We start from the raw sequence: 15,389 nt of genomic DNA on the forward strand, positions 1-15,389 counted from the left end.
ATCTCAAAGCGGCCCGCCATCGCCCGCATCGAGTGCGGATCAGTCATAAAACGTGTTGCCATCTTGGCTATCTCCTTTTCGTTCGAGCCTTCGGCCTGTCGAAGTTTCCGCGGTCGGTATCGGTTCGTTGGTGGCCGTATCGCGGATAGAGTACGGCGCAGCGGTTAACAGCTGGCCTCAAATGCGTGACATGTACCCCCTTTTTTTCCGCATCAGACGACGACCTGTTTGGGCATGACAATGGGCTTGACCCCGTACCGTGGCCCAGCGCCGTAGGCACCGGCACCCTTGGCGGCCGCCGCGGCGCCCGGCATACCGGGCATTGCCGCCACGGGCTCCTCGGTGGCGGCGGTCCAGCCCGAACCCGCGAGGGGAGCGGTCGACGAAGCCGCCGACGCCGGGGCTGCCGCGTTCCAGCTGGCCGGTACCGATAGACCGCCGACCGCGGACGCCTCGCCCAGGGTCGCCGACGTCGCCGCGCCCGACACCGAGCCCACCATCGTCCCGGGAATGATGCCCGCGCCGGTAGCGGGCGCAACCGCGTCGGAGAGGGCGTAGGGGATCGATCCCACGGTGCCAAGTTTTTGCCCCAGCGATACGGCGTTTGGGATGGAGTTCATGGTGAACCAGGCCCCGGTGTTCACCGCTCCGTTGATGGCGTTGAAGACGGACGGAGTGCCGAGGAAGTTGTCGATCGAGGACAGCAGGCCATCCGTCGTGAACGGCAGGGAGGCGGCGGCCGGAGCGGCCAGCGCCTGGACCGGGGCGTTCACCGCGGAATTGGCGACCGCGGCGGCCTGGATGCCGTCGGCGGCCGGGTTGGTGGCCGGCGTCATCGGCGTCACCGGCTGCAGGACCCCTGCCGCCATCGAAGCCGCCTGATACGTGGCCATCATCGTGGCGTCTTGGACCCACATCTCGGCGTACTGGGCCTCGGTCGCCGCGATCGCGGCCGAGTTGACACCCAGAAAGTTGGTTGCAATGAGCGTTGCGAGCAATGTCCTATTGGCCGCGATCACCGGCGGGGGCACCGTCGCGGCGAACGCCGCCTCGTAAGCGGCCGCCGACGCCGTCGCCTGGGCTCCCGCCTGCTCGGCCGCGGCCGCCGAAGTGGTCAGCCAGGTCACGATGGGCTGGGACGCGGCGGCGGCCGCCGCGGACCCGGCGCCCGTCCACTGCTCGGTGGTGAGCAACGTGATGATCGATTCCCATTGCGTCGCCGTCGTGCTCAGCTCGGCGGCCAGGTTGTTCCACGCTGTCGCGGCGGCCATGAGCGGTCCCGCGCCCGCGCCCGCGTACATCAGGCTCGACGTGATTTCGGGTGGGATAGCTGCGAAATCCAAAACCATTTTTCTGTATTCCGTTTCTATGGAGGGAATTTGGCGGTTTGTTGACTAGACGGCGGTCGGCTTGGGCATGACGAGTGGCTTGACGCCGTAGCGCGGCGCACCGAAGCCGGCGCCGCTGCGCGCTCCCGAGACCATTCCGGGCATCCCCGGGATGATCCCCCCCGTCCCGGCCTGCGGCGCGGCGGCGGTCCAACCGACGGTCTGGATTGGGGTGACCGCGCTGGCCGCCGGGCCGACCGTACCGGCCCAGCTGGGCGGCACCGACAACTTGCCGACCATGGTCGCGTTGCCCGCCGCGGCCGCCGGCATCGCCCCCACACCGCCCATGCCACCGACGGGCGCCATCGGCGTCGTCGTGTTGGCGAGGTCCGCGCCGGCGGCGGCGTCGCTGACAGACGTGTCCAGCAGACCGCCGTTTGCCAGACCGAGCAGGTCGGAACCGGCGGAGGCCCAGTTGCCGCCACCGATGTTCAAGATGTTCGCACCGTTGCTTGACAGGCCGAAGATCCCACCGAGCATGTTCGGGTTGGTGCCGTTTCCGGTGCTACCGAGCAGATAGGCAAGGAAGTCGAGCGGAGTGTTCGACGGCGTGGCAGCTGCGGGGGCCGCGGCACTTGAAAGGGCGCTCGCGGCCGCATTGGAGGCCTCGGTGGCGCTGTACGTGCCGGAGCTGGTGCCCAGGGTGCTCGCGTACTGCTCTTGAATCGTCTGCGCCTCGGCGGCGATCGTCTGGTACTCGCTGCCGAACGCCGAGAAGATCGCCGCCTGCTGGGCCGATACCGGGTCGGCGGCCGCGGGAGCGATGACCGTGGTCGCCGCGGCGGCGCCCGCGTTCTGCGCCGCCAGGTTGGAGTTGATTCCCTGCAGCAGCCCCTGCGCAGCGAGCAACTCTTCAGGCAATGTTGTCAGAAACGACATCTATTAGCTCCTACTGTGTGAACCATGCCGACCCAGTGCGCTGGGCCGACCCTGTGCGTTGGCGTACGGGCCCCTGTGTAATGGCGTAAGGCTAAACACCTCGGTCCCCACATTCCCGACCGAAAGGGTTAGCGTGACAGCCGTTTACGGCTTCTTAACGCGGAGGCGGGCAGTTTTAACAAGCTCACACCGGGTGACATAGCCGTGTCATCTGATTTGGGGTGGCGAACCAGCGGTTAGACCCGCGGCCGCCGCATCCTAGGCGAAAGCCACTCCGCGCGCATGCCCAAGATTTGGCAAAGTGTGGAATGCGGCGGGGTGCGCCGGGCCTGGCATCCACGCGCTAAATTCGCCGCCGGGCCCCCATAGCCCAATTGGCAGAGGCAGCGGACTTAAAATCCGTCCAGTGTCGGTTCGAGTCCGACTGGGGGCACGACGTTTGCGCAAGTAGATGACGCGAAGGTAGTGACCACGCTGCTGGACAGCCCTCGCCGCAATTCGCGTTCATCGCCCGAACAAGCGCCAAGCTCACCTATGACCGTCGGGGTGCGGCTCGCTGGATCCGACTGGCGTTTCGCCGGCGCTGGTCGGTGAAGTCCCGTCTGCCGCGAGCGCCTCACCGACGTCATGGTTGCCAAAGATGCTCGCGATGGCGTGGCCAAACGAGGTGCGGCCAACGTTCTCGCCGCCTGGTAGTTCGCTGTGTACCTGGAGCGCCCCGCAGGTAAGAAACGACGCGACCACGCTGAACACCTCTATACCGACGTTGAGAATCTGCGTGAGGATGTTTTCGCTGCTCGACCCGGTGGGGTTGCTCATGGCGCGATGGCGTTCGCGGCCGACTCGAATTTGGCTGCCATGGCAGTTCTCCCTGTTCGTTTTCTCGAACAGCGGAAACGCTACGCCTCTATGGCATCTCGCGCGCGTACCTAAGCTTATGGGACGTAGCGACTCAGCTTATGGGACGTAGCGACTCGGATTATCCGGTCAGGAAGACCAGCCGGAACTTACCGATCTGGACTTGGTCGTTGTTGGCTAGCACCGCCGAGTCCACTGGCTGACGGTTGACGTAGGTGCCGTTGAGGCTGCCGACGTCGGCGACGACCCAGCTGCCGTCCTTGTCGAGGCGAAACTCGGCGTGACGGCGGCTCACAGTGACGTCGTCGAGAAGAATGTCGCTATCGGGATGGCGGCCTGCCGAGGTGACTGGCTGATCGAGCAAAAATCGAGAACCGGCGTTGGGGCCACGTTTGACAACCAGCAGCGCCGATCCGCTCGGCAGTCCTTCGGCGGTTTCCGCCTCGGTAGGAGCGGCCGGACCGTCTTCCACCTCGTCGAGAAAGTGGTCACCAAAATCCGCGGTGGTCTCCGCCGCCGCCTGATTGAGGTTTCGGTCATCGTCGCCGTGGTTCACAGTGTTGTTTCACCGCCTGCCACTCTTGTCCGCTTTGCATGGTGCCAGCCCACTGGACGCTAGAAGAAGTACCCGAGTCCGGCGGTCTTACGCCCCCGGATCGGCGAGCTTGTGCAGCTGCCGCGCCTTCAGGGTGCGGATGTATAGCCGAACATTCTTTGAGATGTATCGCAGAATTTCCCGCCTCGATCCGTGAACGCTTTTCTAGAGAAGGCGACGCACCCGCATATCAACGAAGCATTCCAAATGAGTCACGAAGGAAAACATCGATTGGCTCGGTGATCCGCGATACTTACATTTGATCAATGAATGTCAAAATAGTGGCCGTGACCAGCGCGCTTGCGCTCGCGGGCGGAATCGCTGCGGCACCGCTGGCCACTGACTATCCCGCACTGGACTTGCCTACGTTGCTAATGCTGCGTTTCTACACCGTCCCGACGGATCGGTCTTGCGACGATGGGGCCTGTAAAGCCCCCGCGAACGACCAGCCGGTCCAAGCGGACGAATTGGCGGCATTTCGCGCACAAAAATGAAATGCATTGGTATCAACTGTCTTTGGGAGCTATGCAGTCTTTGGGAACCATGCAGCGAAACGACCATGCTGGATAGACGGCTTCCGATTCAATCTGCTTGTTGCGCAACAACATATCCATGACCCCTATAGCCACCTGCGGGTTCGGCGTTTGTAGCGTCGATAGGACTCGCCGAACGTGGCCTCCAGGCACCGCTCCTCCCGCGCAATGACGCCGCGGTCGACCACGATCAAGACGCCCACCAGAACGATGAGGGCCCACGGGGCATTGGCGAGGATGACGATGCCGGCGTAGGCCAGTGCCATTCCCAGATAGCCCGGATTGCGGCTGAACCGGTAAGGGCCCGTCGTCACAAGTGCGCTGGACCGCTCGTACGGGTTGATCGTGGTGCGGGCTCGCGCGAAAGCGCGAATGAACGCTATGGCCAGCAGGCCACCCGCCAGCAGCAGCGCAGCACCAACCGGCGTGGCAAGTCCGGTCGGGATCGAGATGGGCGGAAGAACGGCATCAAGGGCGAATCCGCCCGCCAGGCCGGCAAGGTAGATCAGCGGCGGGGGCGCGATTACCCGCGGAGTTCCAGCTCCCGCCCCGCCTTCCGATTCGACGCCGGTGCCCGGATCCTCGTGGCTCATGACCGGCAGTCTACTACTAATAAATAAGTAATAACAATTGGAAGAGTAGTTCTAACTTTCAGATTGCTACTATGCCTCTATGCGGAGTTATCAGCAGTTCTGCCCGACGGCCCGGGCTCTGGACCTGGTCGGTGAGCGCTGGACGCTGCTGATCGTCCGGGAGCTCCTGTTCGGCGCCAAGCGCTATACCGACTTGCAGGATGGGCTTCGCGGGATCGGCCCGAACGTGCTCGCCGCTCGTTTGCAATCGATGGAAACCAACGAGTTGATCCGCAAGCGTCGCCTGCCGCCGCCCGCGGCTTCGACGGTGTACGAACTCACCGAACTCGGCGATCGCCTGCGTCCCGTGGTGCGCGCGCTTTTCGAATGGGGCCTCGACGTCATCGACACGCCCAGCGCGGACGACACCGTCAAGGCCAGCTACTGGCTTCCCGCCATTCACGCTGCCGTCCAAGTGCAATCACCCTCGAGCGATATCGACGACGAGTACGAATTCCGGGTCGCAGACGAGGCGATCACCGTAGCGGTCAAGGCCGGAAAGACAGACGTCCGGCAGGGGCCGGCCGACAGGCCCGACGTCGTGCTGCTCACTGACACCCAAACCTTCATCGGCCTCGGCAGCGGCCGAATCACGCCGGCGGAGGCAATCGAGGCCGGCGCCCTCAGGGTCGAAGGAGACCCGGGCGCAGCTCAACGATGCGCGGAACTGTTCGGACTCTCCGACGCGCAGGGTCCGAAGGGGTGAAGCGACGGCGGGTGGCCGTGGCGCAAACCGGCGGCCATACACTGACCCCCCGTGGGCATGCTGTTTGGATTCGCGCCATGGATCGTCTATTGGGTGCTAGTCGGTAACGTCCCGTTCAAGGCGGCGGTGTTGGTCGCGCTGGCGATCGCCGTTGCCGTGTCGGTGATCGGGCGCGCTACCGGCAAGCCGGGTCGCACGCTCGACATCGGCGCTGTCGCAACGTTTCTGGTGCTGACCGTGCTCACGTTTACGCTCAGCGAGTCCTTCATGCAGGGCTGGATACAGACGCTGAGCAACGCCGGGATCTTCCTGGTCGCGTTGATCAGCCTGCTGGTCGGCAAGCCGTTCGTGCGTGAGTACGCCGCGGCCGAACAGCCCGCCGACGTCGCTAAGACCGAGCTGTTCGGCAGGATCGTCACCATCCTGACCTGGATTTGGATCGCGGCCTTCGCCGGCATGACGGTGTCGTCGGCGATCCCACCGATCGTGCAGCGCCTCGGCGGAGAAGAGGCCACCATCCTCGACACCAAGACTCCGCTGTCGTTCGTCTGCTACTGGGTCATTCCGTTCTCCCTGCTGGGCGCGGCGGCCTTGGCGTCGCGCTACCTGCCCGACCGGATGCTGGTCGGTATCGAAGACGTCGCGCGGGAAACCTCGTTCGTTGCCTACGACGAAGCCACCATCGACGAGCTGTACTACCTCGCCCAGGAACACGCCAACCGCGAGGTCGGCCCGGGCAAGGAGGCCTACAACGTCAAGGTCGGGGGCATGGGAACCCCGCTGACCGGGGACGAGTCGCGAAAATCGTGGCCCTCGACCTACAAGGTGCGCGACAAGCGTCACTGACCTGTCACCCCAGCGTCCACCCCACCGCGACACATAGACCACGCACGCGACACGTCGGAAAACGTCGCGGCGGCTTATGTTTCGGCGACGGGGCCGGGCCGGCCCAAGAGTCGGATACGTTGGTGAGGGCGGGGCGACTCGAGACGGGCCCCGCATCTTGCGGCCAACCGAGGAGCACGCATGAATGCGTTCAGCCCAGATGCCATTCGCGCAGAAACGATCACCATCACCGGCCACGGCGGCGACGAGATCGAGGCCTACCGCGCGAGCCCGCTCGCCGAGGGATCGCGCGGCGGAATCGTCTGGATCCACCACATGCCCGGCTACGACCGGGAGACCAAGGAGTTCGTGCGCCGGCTCGCGGTCAACGGCTATCACGCCGTGGCCCCGAACCTGTACTCACGCGAGGCCCCGGGCGCCGCTCCCGACGATGCCGCCGCGACGGTGCGGGCCGCGGGCGGGGTGCCCGACGAACGACTGGTCGGCGACGTCGCCGGAGCGGTGGAGCACCTGCGCACGCTGCCGGGCGCGAACGGGAAGTTCGGTGTCATCGGGCACTGCTCGGGCGGGCGGCACGCGTTCCTGGCGGCCTGCTCGCTGCCGTTCGACGCCGCGGTGGACTGCTACGGCGCGTTCATCGTCGAGGACCTGCCCGAGGGCATGCCCAAGGCCATGCAACCCATCCTGCATCTGGCGCCGAAGTTGAGTTGCCCGCTGCTGGGCCTATTCGGGCTCGACGACAGGTATCCGGCGCCGCACGCGGTGGCCACCCTCGATGCCGAGCTGGCCAAATTCGACAAGCCACACGAGTTTCACTCCTACGAGGGCGCGGGCCATTCGTTCTTTTCCGTGGACCGTCCGGCGTACCGGGTCGAGGCCGCGGTCGACGGCTGGCAACGCATCGACGAATTCTTCGCCACCCACCTGAAAGGCTAGGTGTCCCAAGCCATGTGCACATATCTCACCGAACACGTCGAGATCGACGGCAGCGGCAAGGGCGCAACGGGATGGTTTGGCGCCGACCGCGCGACGGTCTACGTCGATCACCCCGTGCATGCGCCCTACGGCCACACGGTCAACATCGACGTCCTCAACCCGCAGCTGGGTCCGTCGGCGCGGGTCGCCCTCGAACTCACCGAGGAAAGCGCGCTGAAGCTGGCCGACGCCATCCGAAAAGCGATCGCCCATGCGCCCGCCGGGCTGGCGTCGAAGGATCAGTAGGTGTCCCATGGCTAACGACATCGGGCACGGCGCCTACCCGCAAATGGCCGCCAGCCGTGGGCGGATCGAGCCCGCGCCCCGCCGGGTCCGCGGCTTCCTCGGCCACGAACTCGTATTCGACACCACCTCGGCACGCTATGTGTGGGAATTTCCTTATTACCCAGCGTATTACGTGCCGCTGGCCGACGTCCGCGAAGGATTCCTGCGCGACGAGGACCATCCGCAGACGGTGCAGCTGGGCCCGTCGCGGCTGCACTCGCTGGTGGGCGCGGGCCAAACCTACCAATCGGCAGCGCGGGTGTTCGACGCCGACAGCGCCAGCCCGGTGGCGGGCACCGTGCGCTTCGAATGGAATCCCTTGCGGTGGTTCGAGGAAGACGAGCCGATCTACGGCCACCCGCGCAACCCGTATTCCCGGGTCGACGCGTTGCGCTCGCACCGGCACGTGCGGGTGGAGCTCGACGGGGTCGTGCTGGCCGACACCCGGTCGCCGGTGTTGCTCTTCGAAACCGGTTTGCCCACAAGGTATTACATCGATCCGACCGACATCGCCTTCGAGCATCTGGAGCCCAGCTTGACGCAGACGTTGTGCCCGTACAAAGGGGTGACGTCGGGCTACTGGTCGGTGCGGGCCGGCGACACCGTGCATCCCGACCTCGCGTGGACGTACCATTACCCGCTGCCGGCCGTCGGCCAGATCGCCGGCCTGGTGGCGTTCTACAACGAGAAGCTCGACATCACCGTCGACGATGCCGCCCTGCCCCGACCGCAAACTCAGTTCAGCTAGGCGTCGCGACGCGAACCGAAATGAATATTTAAACCACCGCACACACGGTCGAAACATTTCCATTCGAGGCTTCACCCGTCTACGGCGTCACTTCGCACCGCAGCTGATTTAAGGCCCGACGGCTCGAATTGGGGTGTGTCTGAACCATGTTGCCCTATCCCGACTGGGTGAATTCCGGAGACAACGCCTGGCAGCTAGTGGCCGCGACCTTGGTCGGCCTGATGAGCATTCCAGGCATCGCCGTCCTGTACGGCGGCATCGTCCAGAAGAAGTGGGCCGTCAACACCATGCTGATGGCCTTCACCGGGTTCTCACTGGTGCTGGTCGTGTGGGTGCTGTGGGGTTTCAAGATGGGCTTCGGCGAGCCGCTGAAGCTCGGCCCGGGCATCCTGCAGGCCGCGGTCGGCAAGCCCCACACCATCTTGGGCTCCGCCAACCAGCAACAGGCGGTCATTCCGCTCCTTGACGGGGCGATGCCCAAGTTCCGCTTCTCGGAGACGACGCTGGCCTACTTCCACTTCGCGTTCGCCGCGATCACCCCGCTGCTGTTCCTAGGCAGCGTGGTCGGCCGGATGAACTTCAAGGTCTGGCTGATCTTCGTGCCGCTGTGGTCGACGTTCGCGTACTCGGTGAACGCGTTCCTGCTGTGGGGTGGCGGCTGGTGGGCGCAAGCCCCACACGCGGCCATGGACTACTCCGGCGGCTATGTGATCCACCTTGCCGCCGGCACAAGTGGTTTCGTCGCGGCGGCGGTTATCGGGCCCAGGCTGGCCCGGGACCGGGAACGAGCGGTGCCCAACAACCTGCCGCTGGCAGCGATCGGTGCGGGCATCCTGTGGCTGGGCTGGAACGGGTTCAACGGCGGCGACATGTACTTCTCCGGCGCCAACGCGTCACTGGCCGTGATCAACACGAACCTGGCCACCGCCGTCGGGGTGATCACCTGGGTGGTGTGGGACATTTTCGCGAGCAAGCAGCGCAAGCCGACGTTCCTCGGCGCCATCAACGGCATGATCACGGGCCTGGTCGCGATCACCCCGGCGGCCGGTTACGTGAACAGCTTCGGCGCCTTGATCATCGGCGTCGTCGCCGCTTCGCTGGTCTGGATGTCCTGGAACTGGCTCGGCAGGGCCAGGCTGTTCAAGAAGGTCGATGACACACTCGGTGTGTTCCACACCCACGGCGTGGCGGGCCTGGCGGGCGGATTGCTCGTCGGGGTACTCGCCGACCCGAAGATCATCGTTTACCTGGGCGGCAGTACAGGTCAGGACGTGTCCATGTCGGGCTGGCTCTGGGGGCATCACCCGAAACAGCTATTGATCCAGCTCGGCGCGGCGGGCACCGTCATCGTCTGGGATGCGTTCGTCACGTTCGTCATTCTGAGAGTCCTTGGCCTCTTTATGAAGTTGCGGCTGCCCGACGAGGTCCTGGAGACCGGCGACCTCGGAGTGCACGACGAAGAGGCTTACCCCGACGAAACGCTCGTCACGGGTCGGCACGTCGAGCCGTTGGTGACAACGCGGGCCGAGGCGCTACCATCCAACCCCGCTGAGCCAGTGGATGATTGACCATGAAGCTGATCACTGCGGTCGTCAAGCCTTTCGCACTCGACGAGGTCAAGCACGCCGTTGAGTCCGCCGGCGTGCTGGGCATGACCGTTACGGAGGTCCAGGGGTATGGCAGGCAACGCGGGCACACCGAGGTCTACCGCGGAGCCGAATACAACGTTGATTTCGTCCCAAAGGCCCGTATCGACGTCGTGGTCGACGAGGAGTATGTAGAACGAGTCGTTGGGGCCATCGTCACGGCGGCCCGCACCGGCAAGATCGGCGACGGCAAGGTGTGGGTCTCCCAGGTGGAGAGTCTCGTTCGCATCCGCACCGGAGAACGCGACCACGAGGCGCTTTGACGCGGCGTTAAGCGCTACCGGGACAATGCGTTTCGTTGCACTCGTGTTGGTCGAGCGGGAAATCTGGTGCGCGGCTTCACGTTTCGATCCTGCCCGCGATTAGTGAATTTTTCGGCTGACAACGCGCCACAAACGCATAAATGTGACGTTTGCCTCGTTTTAGGATTAATTATAAGAATTTCTTACCCAACGCCCGGCGACGCAGGCGCGCGAAGCGTTAGCGATCCCAGCGAAAACAACTGCTGGAAGAGGTGTGCGGCGTTCGCTGCGCCACAGGCCGGCGGATGACCGACAATCGCAATCTAAGCGCAGCCTGAGTGGCCGACGTGACGTGCGTAACAGCTCTCGAATTTGCCGCTTCTGCACCGATATTCCGTGACTAAACTCTGACGAAAGCAGTCACCCTAAACGGTGCTGGAATCCGGTTAATCCCGTGCGGCGAACAGGGCTCGTCAGAGCTGTCGCGCGCGTGGATTCCGACGAAAGGCGGTACCAGCATGAGAAGTGTCAACGGCCCCACGGCCGCCCATGACGGCCTGGATCGCCCGGTCCTCGAGCTCGGCAGCGCGCCGGGTTTCCCGATCGTCGTCGAGGTCGCCGTGCACGAGGGCCCCATCAGCGGCATCGCGACCAGCCCCGATGGCGCCCGCCTGTTGGTGACCAACTACGGCAGCGACAGCGTCTCGGTCATCGACACCCGCACCTGCCGGGTGGTGGAGACTATCGCGGGCCTCGACGAACCATTCGCGATCGCCGTGGGCAGCGAGCGCGCCTACGTCAGCGCGGTGTCGGCCGCATACGACTCGGTCGCGGTCATCGACCTGCCCACCGGCACGGTCGTCGCGACCCACCCGGTGACGCACAGCATCACCGATCTGGCCGTCAGCCCCGACGGGAGGCACGTCTACAGCAGCCGAAACGCCGCCCGCGGCGCCGACGTCGCCGCCTTGGACACCACGACCGGCGACGTCGAGGCGCTCGAGATCGCGACCGCGCCAGGAACCACCACCGCATGCGTGCGCGTCAGCCCCGACGGCGGCCGGCTGTATGTCGGGACCAACGGGCCGGCCGGCGGTCGGCTGCTTGTGATCGGCACGCGCGGCGAGGCCGGGCAGACCGGATTGCGCGTCGTGGGCACCGTCGACATCGGTTTGCCCGTTCGCGACGTCGCGCTTTCTCCCAACGGTGCCGTCGCCTACGTGGCCAGTTGCGATTCCGGGTTGGGCGCCGTGGTCGACGTCGTCGACACCGCCACCCACAAGATCGTCGGGACGCGCAAGCTCGGCGAGATCGGTGGCACTCTCACCGGTTTGACGCTCAGCCGCGACGGCGACCGCGCCTACCTGGTCAGCGACGACGGCATCGCGGTGCTCTGCACCCTGACCCACGACGTCGTCGGCACCGTGACGGTGGCCAATCAGCCGTCGTGCGTGGTCGAAAGCCCGGACGCGAAGTACCTCTACATCGCCGACTATTCGGGCACGGTCACCGTCGCGGCGGTCGCCTCGATCGTCGCGTTGGGCACCGAGGCCGCGGCACCCGAGGCGCAGATCCCGACCGACTGGGTCACCCCCGAGCTGCTGCAGTACGAGCCCGCGCTCGCCTAGCCGCGCGGCCGGCCAGGCGCGGGTAAATGCGCGTTGTCGGGGGAACCCGTTTCCCATCGTCGGGCGCGGCGATAGCATTCGCCCGATTGATCATGAGGCGGTGCTGCGACCCGTAAGGCGGTAGATCGATGGACAGCACGATGCAGGACTTTCCGTTGACGATCGCCGCGATCATGCGGCACGGCTGCGGTGTCCACGGAGCGCGCACCGTCACCACCGCCTCCGACGCCGGGTATCGGCACATCAGCTACCGCGAGCTGGGTCAGCAGGCCGCCAGGCTGGCCAACGCGCTACGCCGGCTCGGCGTGACCGGAGACCAGCGGGTCGCGACGTTCATGTGGAACAACGCCGAGCACCTGGCGACCTACCTCGCCGTGCCGTCGATGGGCGCCGTCCTGCACACCCTCAACATCCGGCTCTTCCCCGAGCAGATCGCGTATGTCGCCAACGAGGCCGAAGACCAGGTCGTGCTGGTCGACATGTCGCTGGCCAAACTGCTCGGGCCGGTGCTGGGCGAACTGAAAACCGTTCACACGGTGATCGCGGTCGGCGAGGGCGACCCGGCGCCGCTCCAGGAAGCGGGCAAGAGTGTGCTGCGCTTCGCCGAGGTGCTCGACGGCGAGTCGGCCGAATTCGACTGGCCGCGGATCGACGAGACTTCGGCCGCTGCGATGTGCTACACGAGCGGCACCACCGGCCACCCCAAAGGCGTTGTCTACAGCCATCGTTCGAGCTTCCTGCACACGATGGCGGCATGCACGACCAATGGAATAGGGGTCGGCTCCAGCGATCGCGTGCTGCCCATCGTCCCGATGTTTCATGCCAATGCGTGGGGGCTGCCCTACGCGGCGCTGATGGCGGGCGCCGACCTGGTGCTGCCCGATCGCCACCTCGATGCCCGGTCGCTGATCGGCATGGTCGAGGAGCTGCGGCCCACCGTGGCCGGCGCGGTGCCGACCATCTGGAACGACGTCCTGCATCACCTCGAGAAGGACCCCGCGCACGACATGTCGTCGCTGCGCCTGGTGGCCTGCGGAGGCTCGGCCGTCCCGCTGTCGCTGATGCGTGCCTTCGAAGACAAGCACGACGTCCAGATCCGGCAGCTGTGGGGGATGACCGAGACATCGCCGCTGGCCACGATGGCCTGGCCCCCGCTGGGCACCCCGGAGGACGAGCACTGGAAGTTGCGCGCGACCCAAGGGCAACCGGTGTGCGGTGTCGAGATGCGGATCGTTGACGACGACGGGCAGGTACTGCCCAACGACGGCGACGCGGTGGGGGAGGTAGAAGTCCGCGGCCCGTGGATCGCCGGCTCCTACTACCTGGGACGAGACGACTCCAAGTTCGACTCGGGCTGGTTGCGCACCGGCGATGTCGGCCGCATCGACGAGCAGGGCTTCGTGACACTGACCGACAGGGCCAAAGACGTCATCAAGTCCGGCGGGGAATGGATCTCCTCCGTCGAGCTGGAGAACTGCCTGATCGGGCATCCCGACGTGTTGGAGGCGGCGGTGGTCGGGGTGCCGGACGAGCGCTGGCAGGAAAGGCCGCTGGCCGTCGTCGTCCTCAACGAAGGCGCATCGGTCGAGGCGGGTGATCTGCGAATGTTCCTCTCGGACAAGGTCGTTCGCTGGTGGCTGCCCGAGCGGTGGGCCTTCGCGGACGAGATACCCCGCACCAGCGTAGGCAAGTACGACAAGAAGACCATCCGGTCCCGCTACGCCGAGAACGCCTACCGGGTGATCGAGGCGCGCGACTGACCAGTGCCATGATCGCGAGCAGACACAGAATCGCGTAATTTCGCACCAAAGCGTGCGATTCTGCTGGGGGTACCTCCCGCTTGCGGGGGACTGCTCGCGAGGAAGGTGGGTGTCCATGGGACTGCGGGTCGTTCAATGGGCAACCGGGTCGGTCGGTGTGGCGGCGATCAAAGGTGTGCTGGATCATCCCGAGCTTGAACTCGTCGGCTGCTGGGTGCATTCCGAAGCCAAGGCGGGCAAGGACGTCGGCGAGATCATCGGCACGTCGCCGCTCGGAGTGACCGCGACCAACAACGTCGACGACGTGCTCGCGCTGGATGCCGACGCGGTAATCTACGCACCGCTGATGCCCAACGTCGACGAGGTCGCCGCGCTGCTGCGGTCGGGGAAAAACGTCGTCACCCCGCTCGGCTGGTTCTACCCGAGCGAAAAAGAGGGTGCGCCGTTGGAAATCGCCGCGCAGGCGGGCAACGCGACGCTGCATGGCGCCGGCATCGGGCCCGGGGCGGCCACCGAGCTGTTCCCCTTGCTGTTCACCGTGATGTCGACCGGCGTGACTTTCGTTCGCGCCGAGGAGTTTTCAGACCTGCGTACCTACGGCGCCCCGGATGTGCTGCGCTATGTGATGGGCTTCGGCGGGACGCCGGACGGCGCGTTGACCGGGCCGATGCAGAAGCTGCTCGACGGCGGTTTCCTCCAGGCGGTGCGGCTGTGCGTCGACCGGTTGGGCTTCGCCGCCGACCCCCAGATCCGCTCCTCGCAGGAGGTCACGGTCGCGAGCGCGCCGATCGATTCGCCCATCGGCGCGATCGAGCCGGGGCAGGTCGCCGGGCGTCGCTTCCACTGGGAAGCCGTCGTCGGCGACAAGGTGGTCGTCCAGATCACGGTGAACTGGCTGATGGGGGAGCAAAACCTCGACCCGCCTTGGTCTTTCGGGCCCGCGGGCGAGCGCTACGAGATCGAAGTGCACGGCAACCCGGACACCTTTGTGACGGTCAAGGGCTGGCAGCCGGAGAGCGTGGAGGCCGGGCTGAAAAGCAACCCGGGTATCGTCGCGACCGCGGCGCATTGCGTCAACGCCATCCCCGCGACATGCGCCGCACCGGCGGGCATCCAAAGCTTCTTCGATCTGCCGCTCTTCACCGGCCGGGCCGCCGCATCCCTGCGGGCAGACAATTGAAAGGCGTTGCAACCATGGCACATTCGCTCGTCGTCGAAGAATCGCTAGTCATTCCCGTGCCCGCCGAGCAGGCGTTTCACAACACGCTGCCGGCCCCGCTCCCGGAGATCTTCAAGCGCTGGCACGGCCCCTTCCCGCCCGTCAAAGAGGTGCGCGAGCAGACGGGCGCGTGGGACGCCGCCGGCCAGACCCGCACCGTTCTGCTCGCCGGCGGGGGCAGCACGCGCGAGGAACTGACCAGCATCGACGCGCCCCGCTCGTTCGGCTACCGGCTCACCGACGTCACCGGCCCGATGGCGCTCCTGGTCGACCACGTCGAAGGCGAATGGCTCTTCAACCCCGCCGCGGACGGAACCGAAGTGACCTGGCGCTGGACCATCCATTCCAAGTCGCCGCTGACCTCGTGGCTGCTCCCGCTGTTCGGCACGCTGTGGAAGGGCTACGCGCGCAAAGCGCTGCGGGATCTCTCGACGACGCTGACGGCCTGA

16 protein-coding genes and 1 tRNA gene are annotated in these 15,389 nt (G+C 65.7%); 12 read left to right on the plus strand and 5 right to left on the minus strand.

Annotated features, from left to right (window positions below; translation table 11 throughout):
- Nucleotides 1-212: 212 nt before the first annotated feature.
- Entirely contained in the window at nt 213-1,349 is a 1,137-nt protein-coding gene (locus A5744_RS13505; RefSeq protein WP_076061765.1) for a PPE family protein, read from the minus strand.
- A gap of 45 nt (nt 1,350-1,394) precedes the next feature.
- Entirely contained in the window at nt 1,395-2,267 is an 873-nt protein-coding gene (locus A5744_RS13510; protein WP_076061766.1) for a PE domain-containing protein, read from the minus strand.
- A 359-nt stretch (nt 2,268-2,626) separates the two neighbouring features.
- Between A5744_RS13510 and A5744_RS13515 the strand changes: the two genes are divergently transcribed.
- Nucleotides 2,627-2,700: transfer RNA gene (locus tag A5744_RS13515), tRNA-Leu, on the plus strand.
- Nucleotides 2,701-2,795: 95 nt separating this feature from the next.
- Here the strand turns inward: A5744_RS13515 and A5744_RS13520 are convergent.
- The 3 genes from A5744_RS13520 to A5744_RS13535 all read right to left on the minus strand — a co-directional run bounded on the left by A5744_RS13520 (nt 2,796) and on the right by A5744_RS13535 (nt 4,846).
- Nucleotides 2,796-3,086, minus strand: a complete 291-nt coding sequence (locus A5744_RS13520) for a hypothetical protein (RefSeq protein ID WP_076061768.1) — start codon at nt 3,084-3,086, stop codon at nt 2,796-2,798.
- 160 nt (nt 3,087-3,246) lie between these two features.
- On the minus strand, nt 3,247-3,681 hold the full coding sequence (locus A5744_RS13525) for an FHA domain-containing protein (RefSeq protein ID WP_076061770.1): 435 nt from the start codon (nt 3,679-3,681) through the stop codon (nt 3,247-3,249).
- Nucleotides 3,682-4,339: 658 nt separating this feature from the next.
- Nucleotides 4,340-4,846, minus strand: coding sequence for an isoprenylcysteine carboxylmethyltransferase family protein (locus A5744_RS13535; protein ID WP_083679292.1), 507 nt, complete (start codon nt 4,844-4,846; stop codon nt 4,340-4,342).
- 79 nt (nt 4,847-4,925) lie between these two features.
- Here A5744_RS13535 and A5744_RS13540 point away from each other — a divergent pair, with 79 nt between their 5' ends.
- From A5744_RS13540 to A5744_RS13590, 11 genes are all read left to right on the plus strand, one after another.
- The gene (locus tag A5744_RS13540) at nt 4,926-5,591 is read left to right on the plus strand and encodes a winged helix-turn-helix transcriptional regulator (RefSeq protein WP_076061774.1); all 666 of its coding nucleotides are present in this window, start codon (nt 4,926-4,928) and stop codon (nt 5,589-5,591) included.
- 51 nt (nt 5,592-5,642) lie between these two features.
- Entirely contained in the window at nt 5,643-6,437 is a 795-nt protein-coding gene (locus A5744_RS13545) for a hypothetical protein (protein WP_076061776.1), read from the plus strand.
- A gap of 180 nt (nt 6,438-6,617) precedes the next feature.
- Nucleotides 6,618-7,373 (plus strand): dienelactone hydrolase family protein, encoded by a 756-nt coding sequence (locus A5744_RS13550; RefSeq protein ID WP_076061778.1) that lies wholly within the window; start codon nt 6,618-6,620, stop codon nt 7,371-7,373.
- 12 nt (nt 7,374-7,385) lie between these two features.
- Nucleotides 7,386-7,658, plus strand: coding sequence for a DUF6295 family protein (locus tag A5744_RS13555; RefSeq protein WP_076061830.1), 273 nt, complete (start codon nt 7,386-7,388; stop codon nt 7,656-7,658).
- Nucleotides 7,659-7,665: 7 nt separating this feature from the next.
- Nucleotides 7,666-8,445 (plus strand): DUF427 domain-containing protein, encoded by a 780-nt coding sequence (locus A5744_RS13560; protein ID WP_076061780.1) that lies wholly within the window; start codon nt 7,666-7,668, stop codon nt 8,443-8,445.
- Between the two features lie 146 nt (nt 8,446-8,591).
- A complete protein-coding gene (locus tag A5744_RS13565; RefSeq protein WP_076061782.1) occupies nt 8,592-10,013 on the plus strand; it encodes an ammonium transporter in 1,422 nt (473 codons plus the stop codon).
- Nucleotides 10,014-10,015: 2 nt separating this feature from the next.
- Nucleotides 10,016-10,354, plus strand: a complete 339-nt coding sequence (locus A5744_RS13570; protein WP_076061784.1) for a P-II family nitrogen regulator — start codon at nt 10,016-10,018, stop codon at nt 10,352-10,354.
- Nucleotides 10,355-10,851: 497 nt separating this feature from the next.
- Nucleotides 10,852-11,961, plus strand: a complete 1,110-nt coding sequence (locus A5744_RS13575; RefSeq protein ID WP_076061786.1) for a YncE family protein — start codon at nt 10,852-10,854, stop codon at nt 11,959-11,961.
- A gap of 128 nt (nt 11,962-12,089) precedes the next feature.
- Nucleotides 12,090-13,721: a long-chain fatty acid--CoA ligase gene (locus A5744_RS13580; protein ID WP_076061788.1), complete on the plus strand. Its 1,632-nt coding sequence runs from the start codon at nt 12,090-12,092 to the stop codon at nt 13,719-13,721.
- 109 nt (nt 13,722-13,830) lie between these two features.
- Entirely contained in the window at nt 13,831-14,901 is a 1,071-nt protein-coding gene (locus A5744_RS13585; protein WP_139331339.1) for a dihydrodipicolinate reductase, read from the plus strand.
- Nucleotides 14,902-14,915: 14 nt separating this feature from the next.
- A complete protein-coding gene (locus A5744_RS13590) occupies nt 14,916-15,389 on the plus strand; it encodes an SRPBCC family protein (protein WP_076061792.1) in 474 nt (157 codons plus the stop codon).

The sequence above is a fragment of the Mycobacterium sp. IS-1264 genome, assembly GCF_001954195.1.
In the GTDB taxonomy this organism is placed as follows: domain Bacteria; phylum Actinomycetota; class Actinomycetes; order Mycobacteriales; family Mycobacteriaceae; genus Mycobacterium.

What these genes read in the sequence shown, in the direction of transcription:
- A5744_RS13505 (WP_076061765.1), bottom strand. Translation starts at nt 1,349, where the DNA reads ATGGTTTTGGATTTCGCAGCTATCCCACCCGAAATCACGTCGAGCCTG.
- A5744_RS13510 (WP_076061766.1), bottom strand. Translation starts at nt 2,267, where the DNA reads ATGTCGTTTCTGACAACATTGCCTGAAGAGTTGCTCGCTGCGCAGGGG.
- A5744_RS13520 (WP_076061768.1), bottom strand. Translation starts at nt 3,086, where the DNA reads ATGAGCAACCCCACCGGGTCGAGCAGCGAAAACATCCTCACGCAGATT.
- A5744_RS13535 (WP_083679292.1), bottom strand. Translation starts at nt 4,846, where the DNA reads ATGAGCCACGAGGATCCGGGCACCGGCGTCGAATCGGAAGGCGGGGCG.
- A5744_RS13540 (WP_076061774.1), top strand. Translation starts at nt 4,926, where the DNA reads ATGCGGAGTTATCAGCAGTTCTGCCCGACGGCCCGGGCTCTGGACCTG.
- A5744_RS13550 (WP_076061778.1), top strand. Translation starts at nt 6,618, where the DNA reads ATGAATGCGTTCAGCCCAGATGCCATTCGCGCAGAAACGATCACCATC.
- A5744_RS13555 (WP_076061830.1), top strand. Translation starts at nt 7,386, where the DNA reads ATGTGCACATATCTCACCGAACACGTCGAGATCGACGGCAGCGGCAAG.
- A5744_RS13560 (WP_076061780.1), top strand. Translation starts at nt 7,666, where the DNA reads ATGGCTAACGACATCGGGCACGGCGCCTACCCGCAAATGGCCGCCAGC.
- A5744_RS13565 (WP_076061782.1), top strand. Translation starts at nt 8,592, where the DNA reads ATGTTGCCCTATCCCGACTGGGTGAATTCCGGAGACAACGCCTGGCAG.
- A5744_RS13570 (WP_076061784.1), top strand. Translation starts at nt 10,016, where the DNA reads ATGAAGCTGATCACTGCGGTCGTCAAGCCTTTCGCACTCGACGAGGTC.
- A5744_RS13575 (WP_076061786.1), top strand. Translation starts at nt 10,852, where the DNA reads ATGAGAAGTGTCAACGGCCCCACGGCCGCCCATGACGGCCTGGATCGC.
- A5744_RS13580 (WP_076061788.1), top strand. Translation starts at nt 12,090, where the DNA reads ATGGACAGCACGATGCAGGACTTTCCGTTGACGATCGCCGCGATCATG.
- A5744_RS13590 (WP_076061792.1), top strand. Translation starts at nt 14,916, where the DNA reads ATGGCACATTCGCTCGTCGTCGAAGAATCGCTAGTCATTCCCGTGCCC.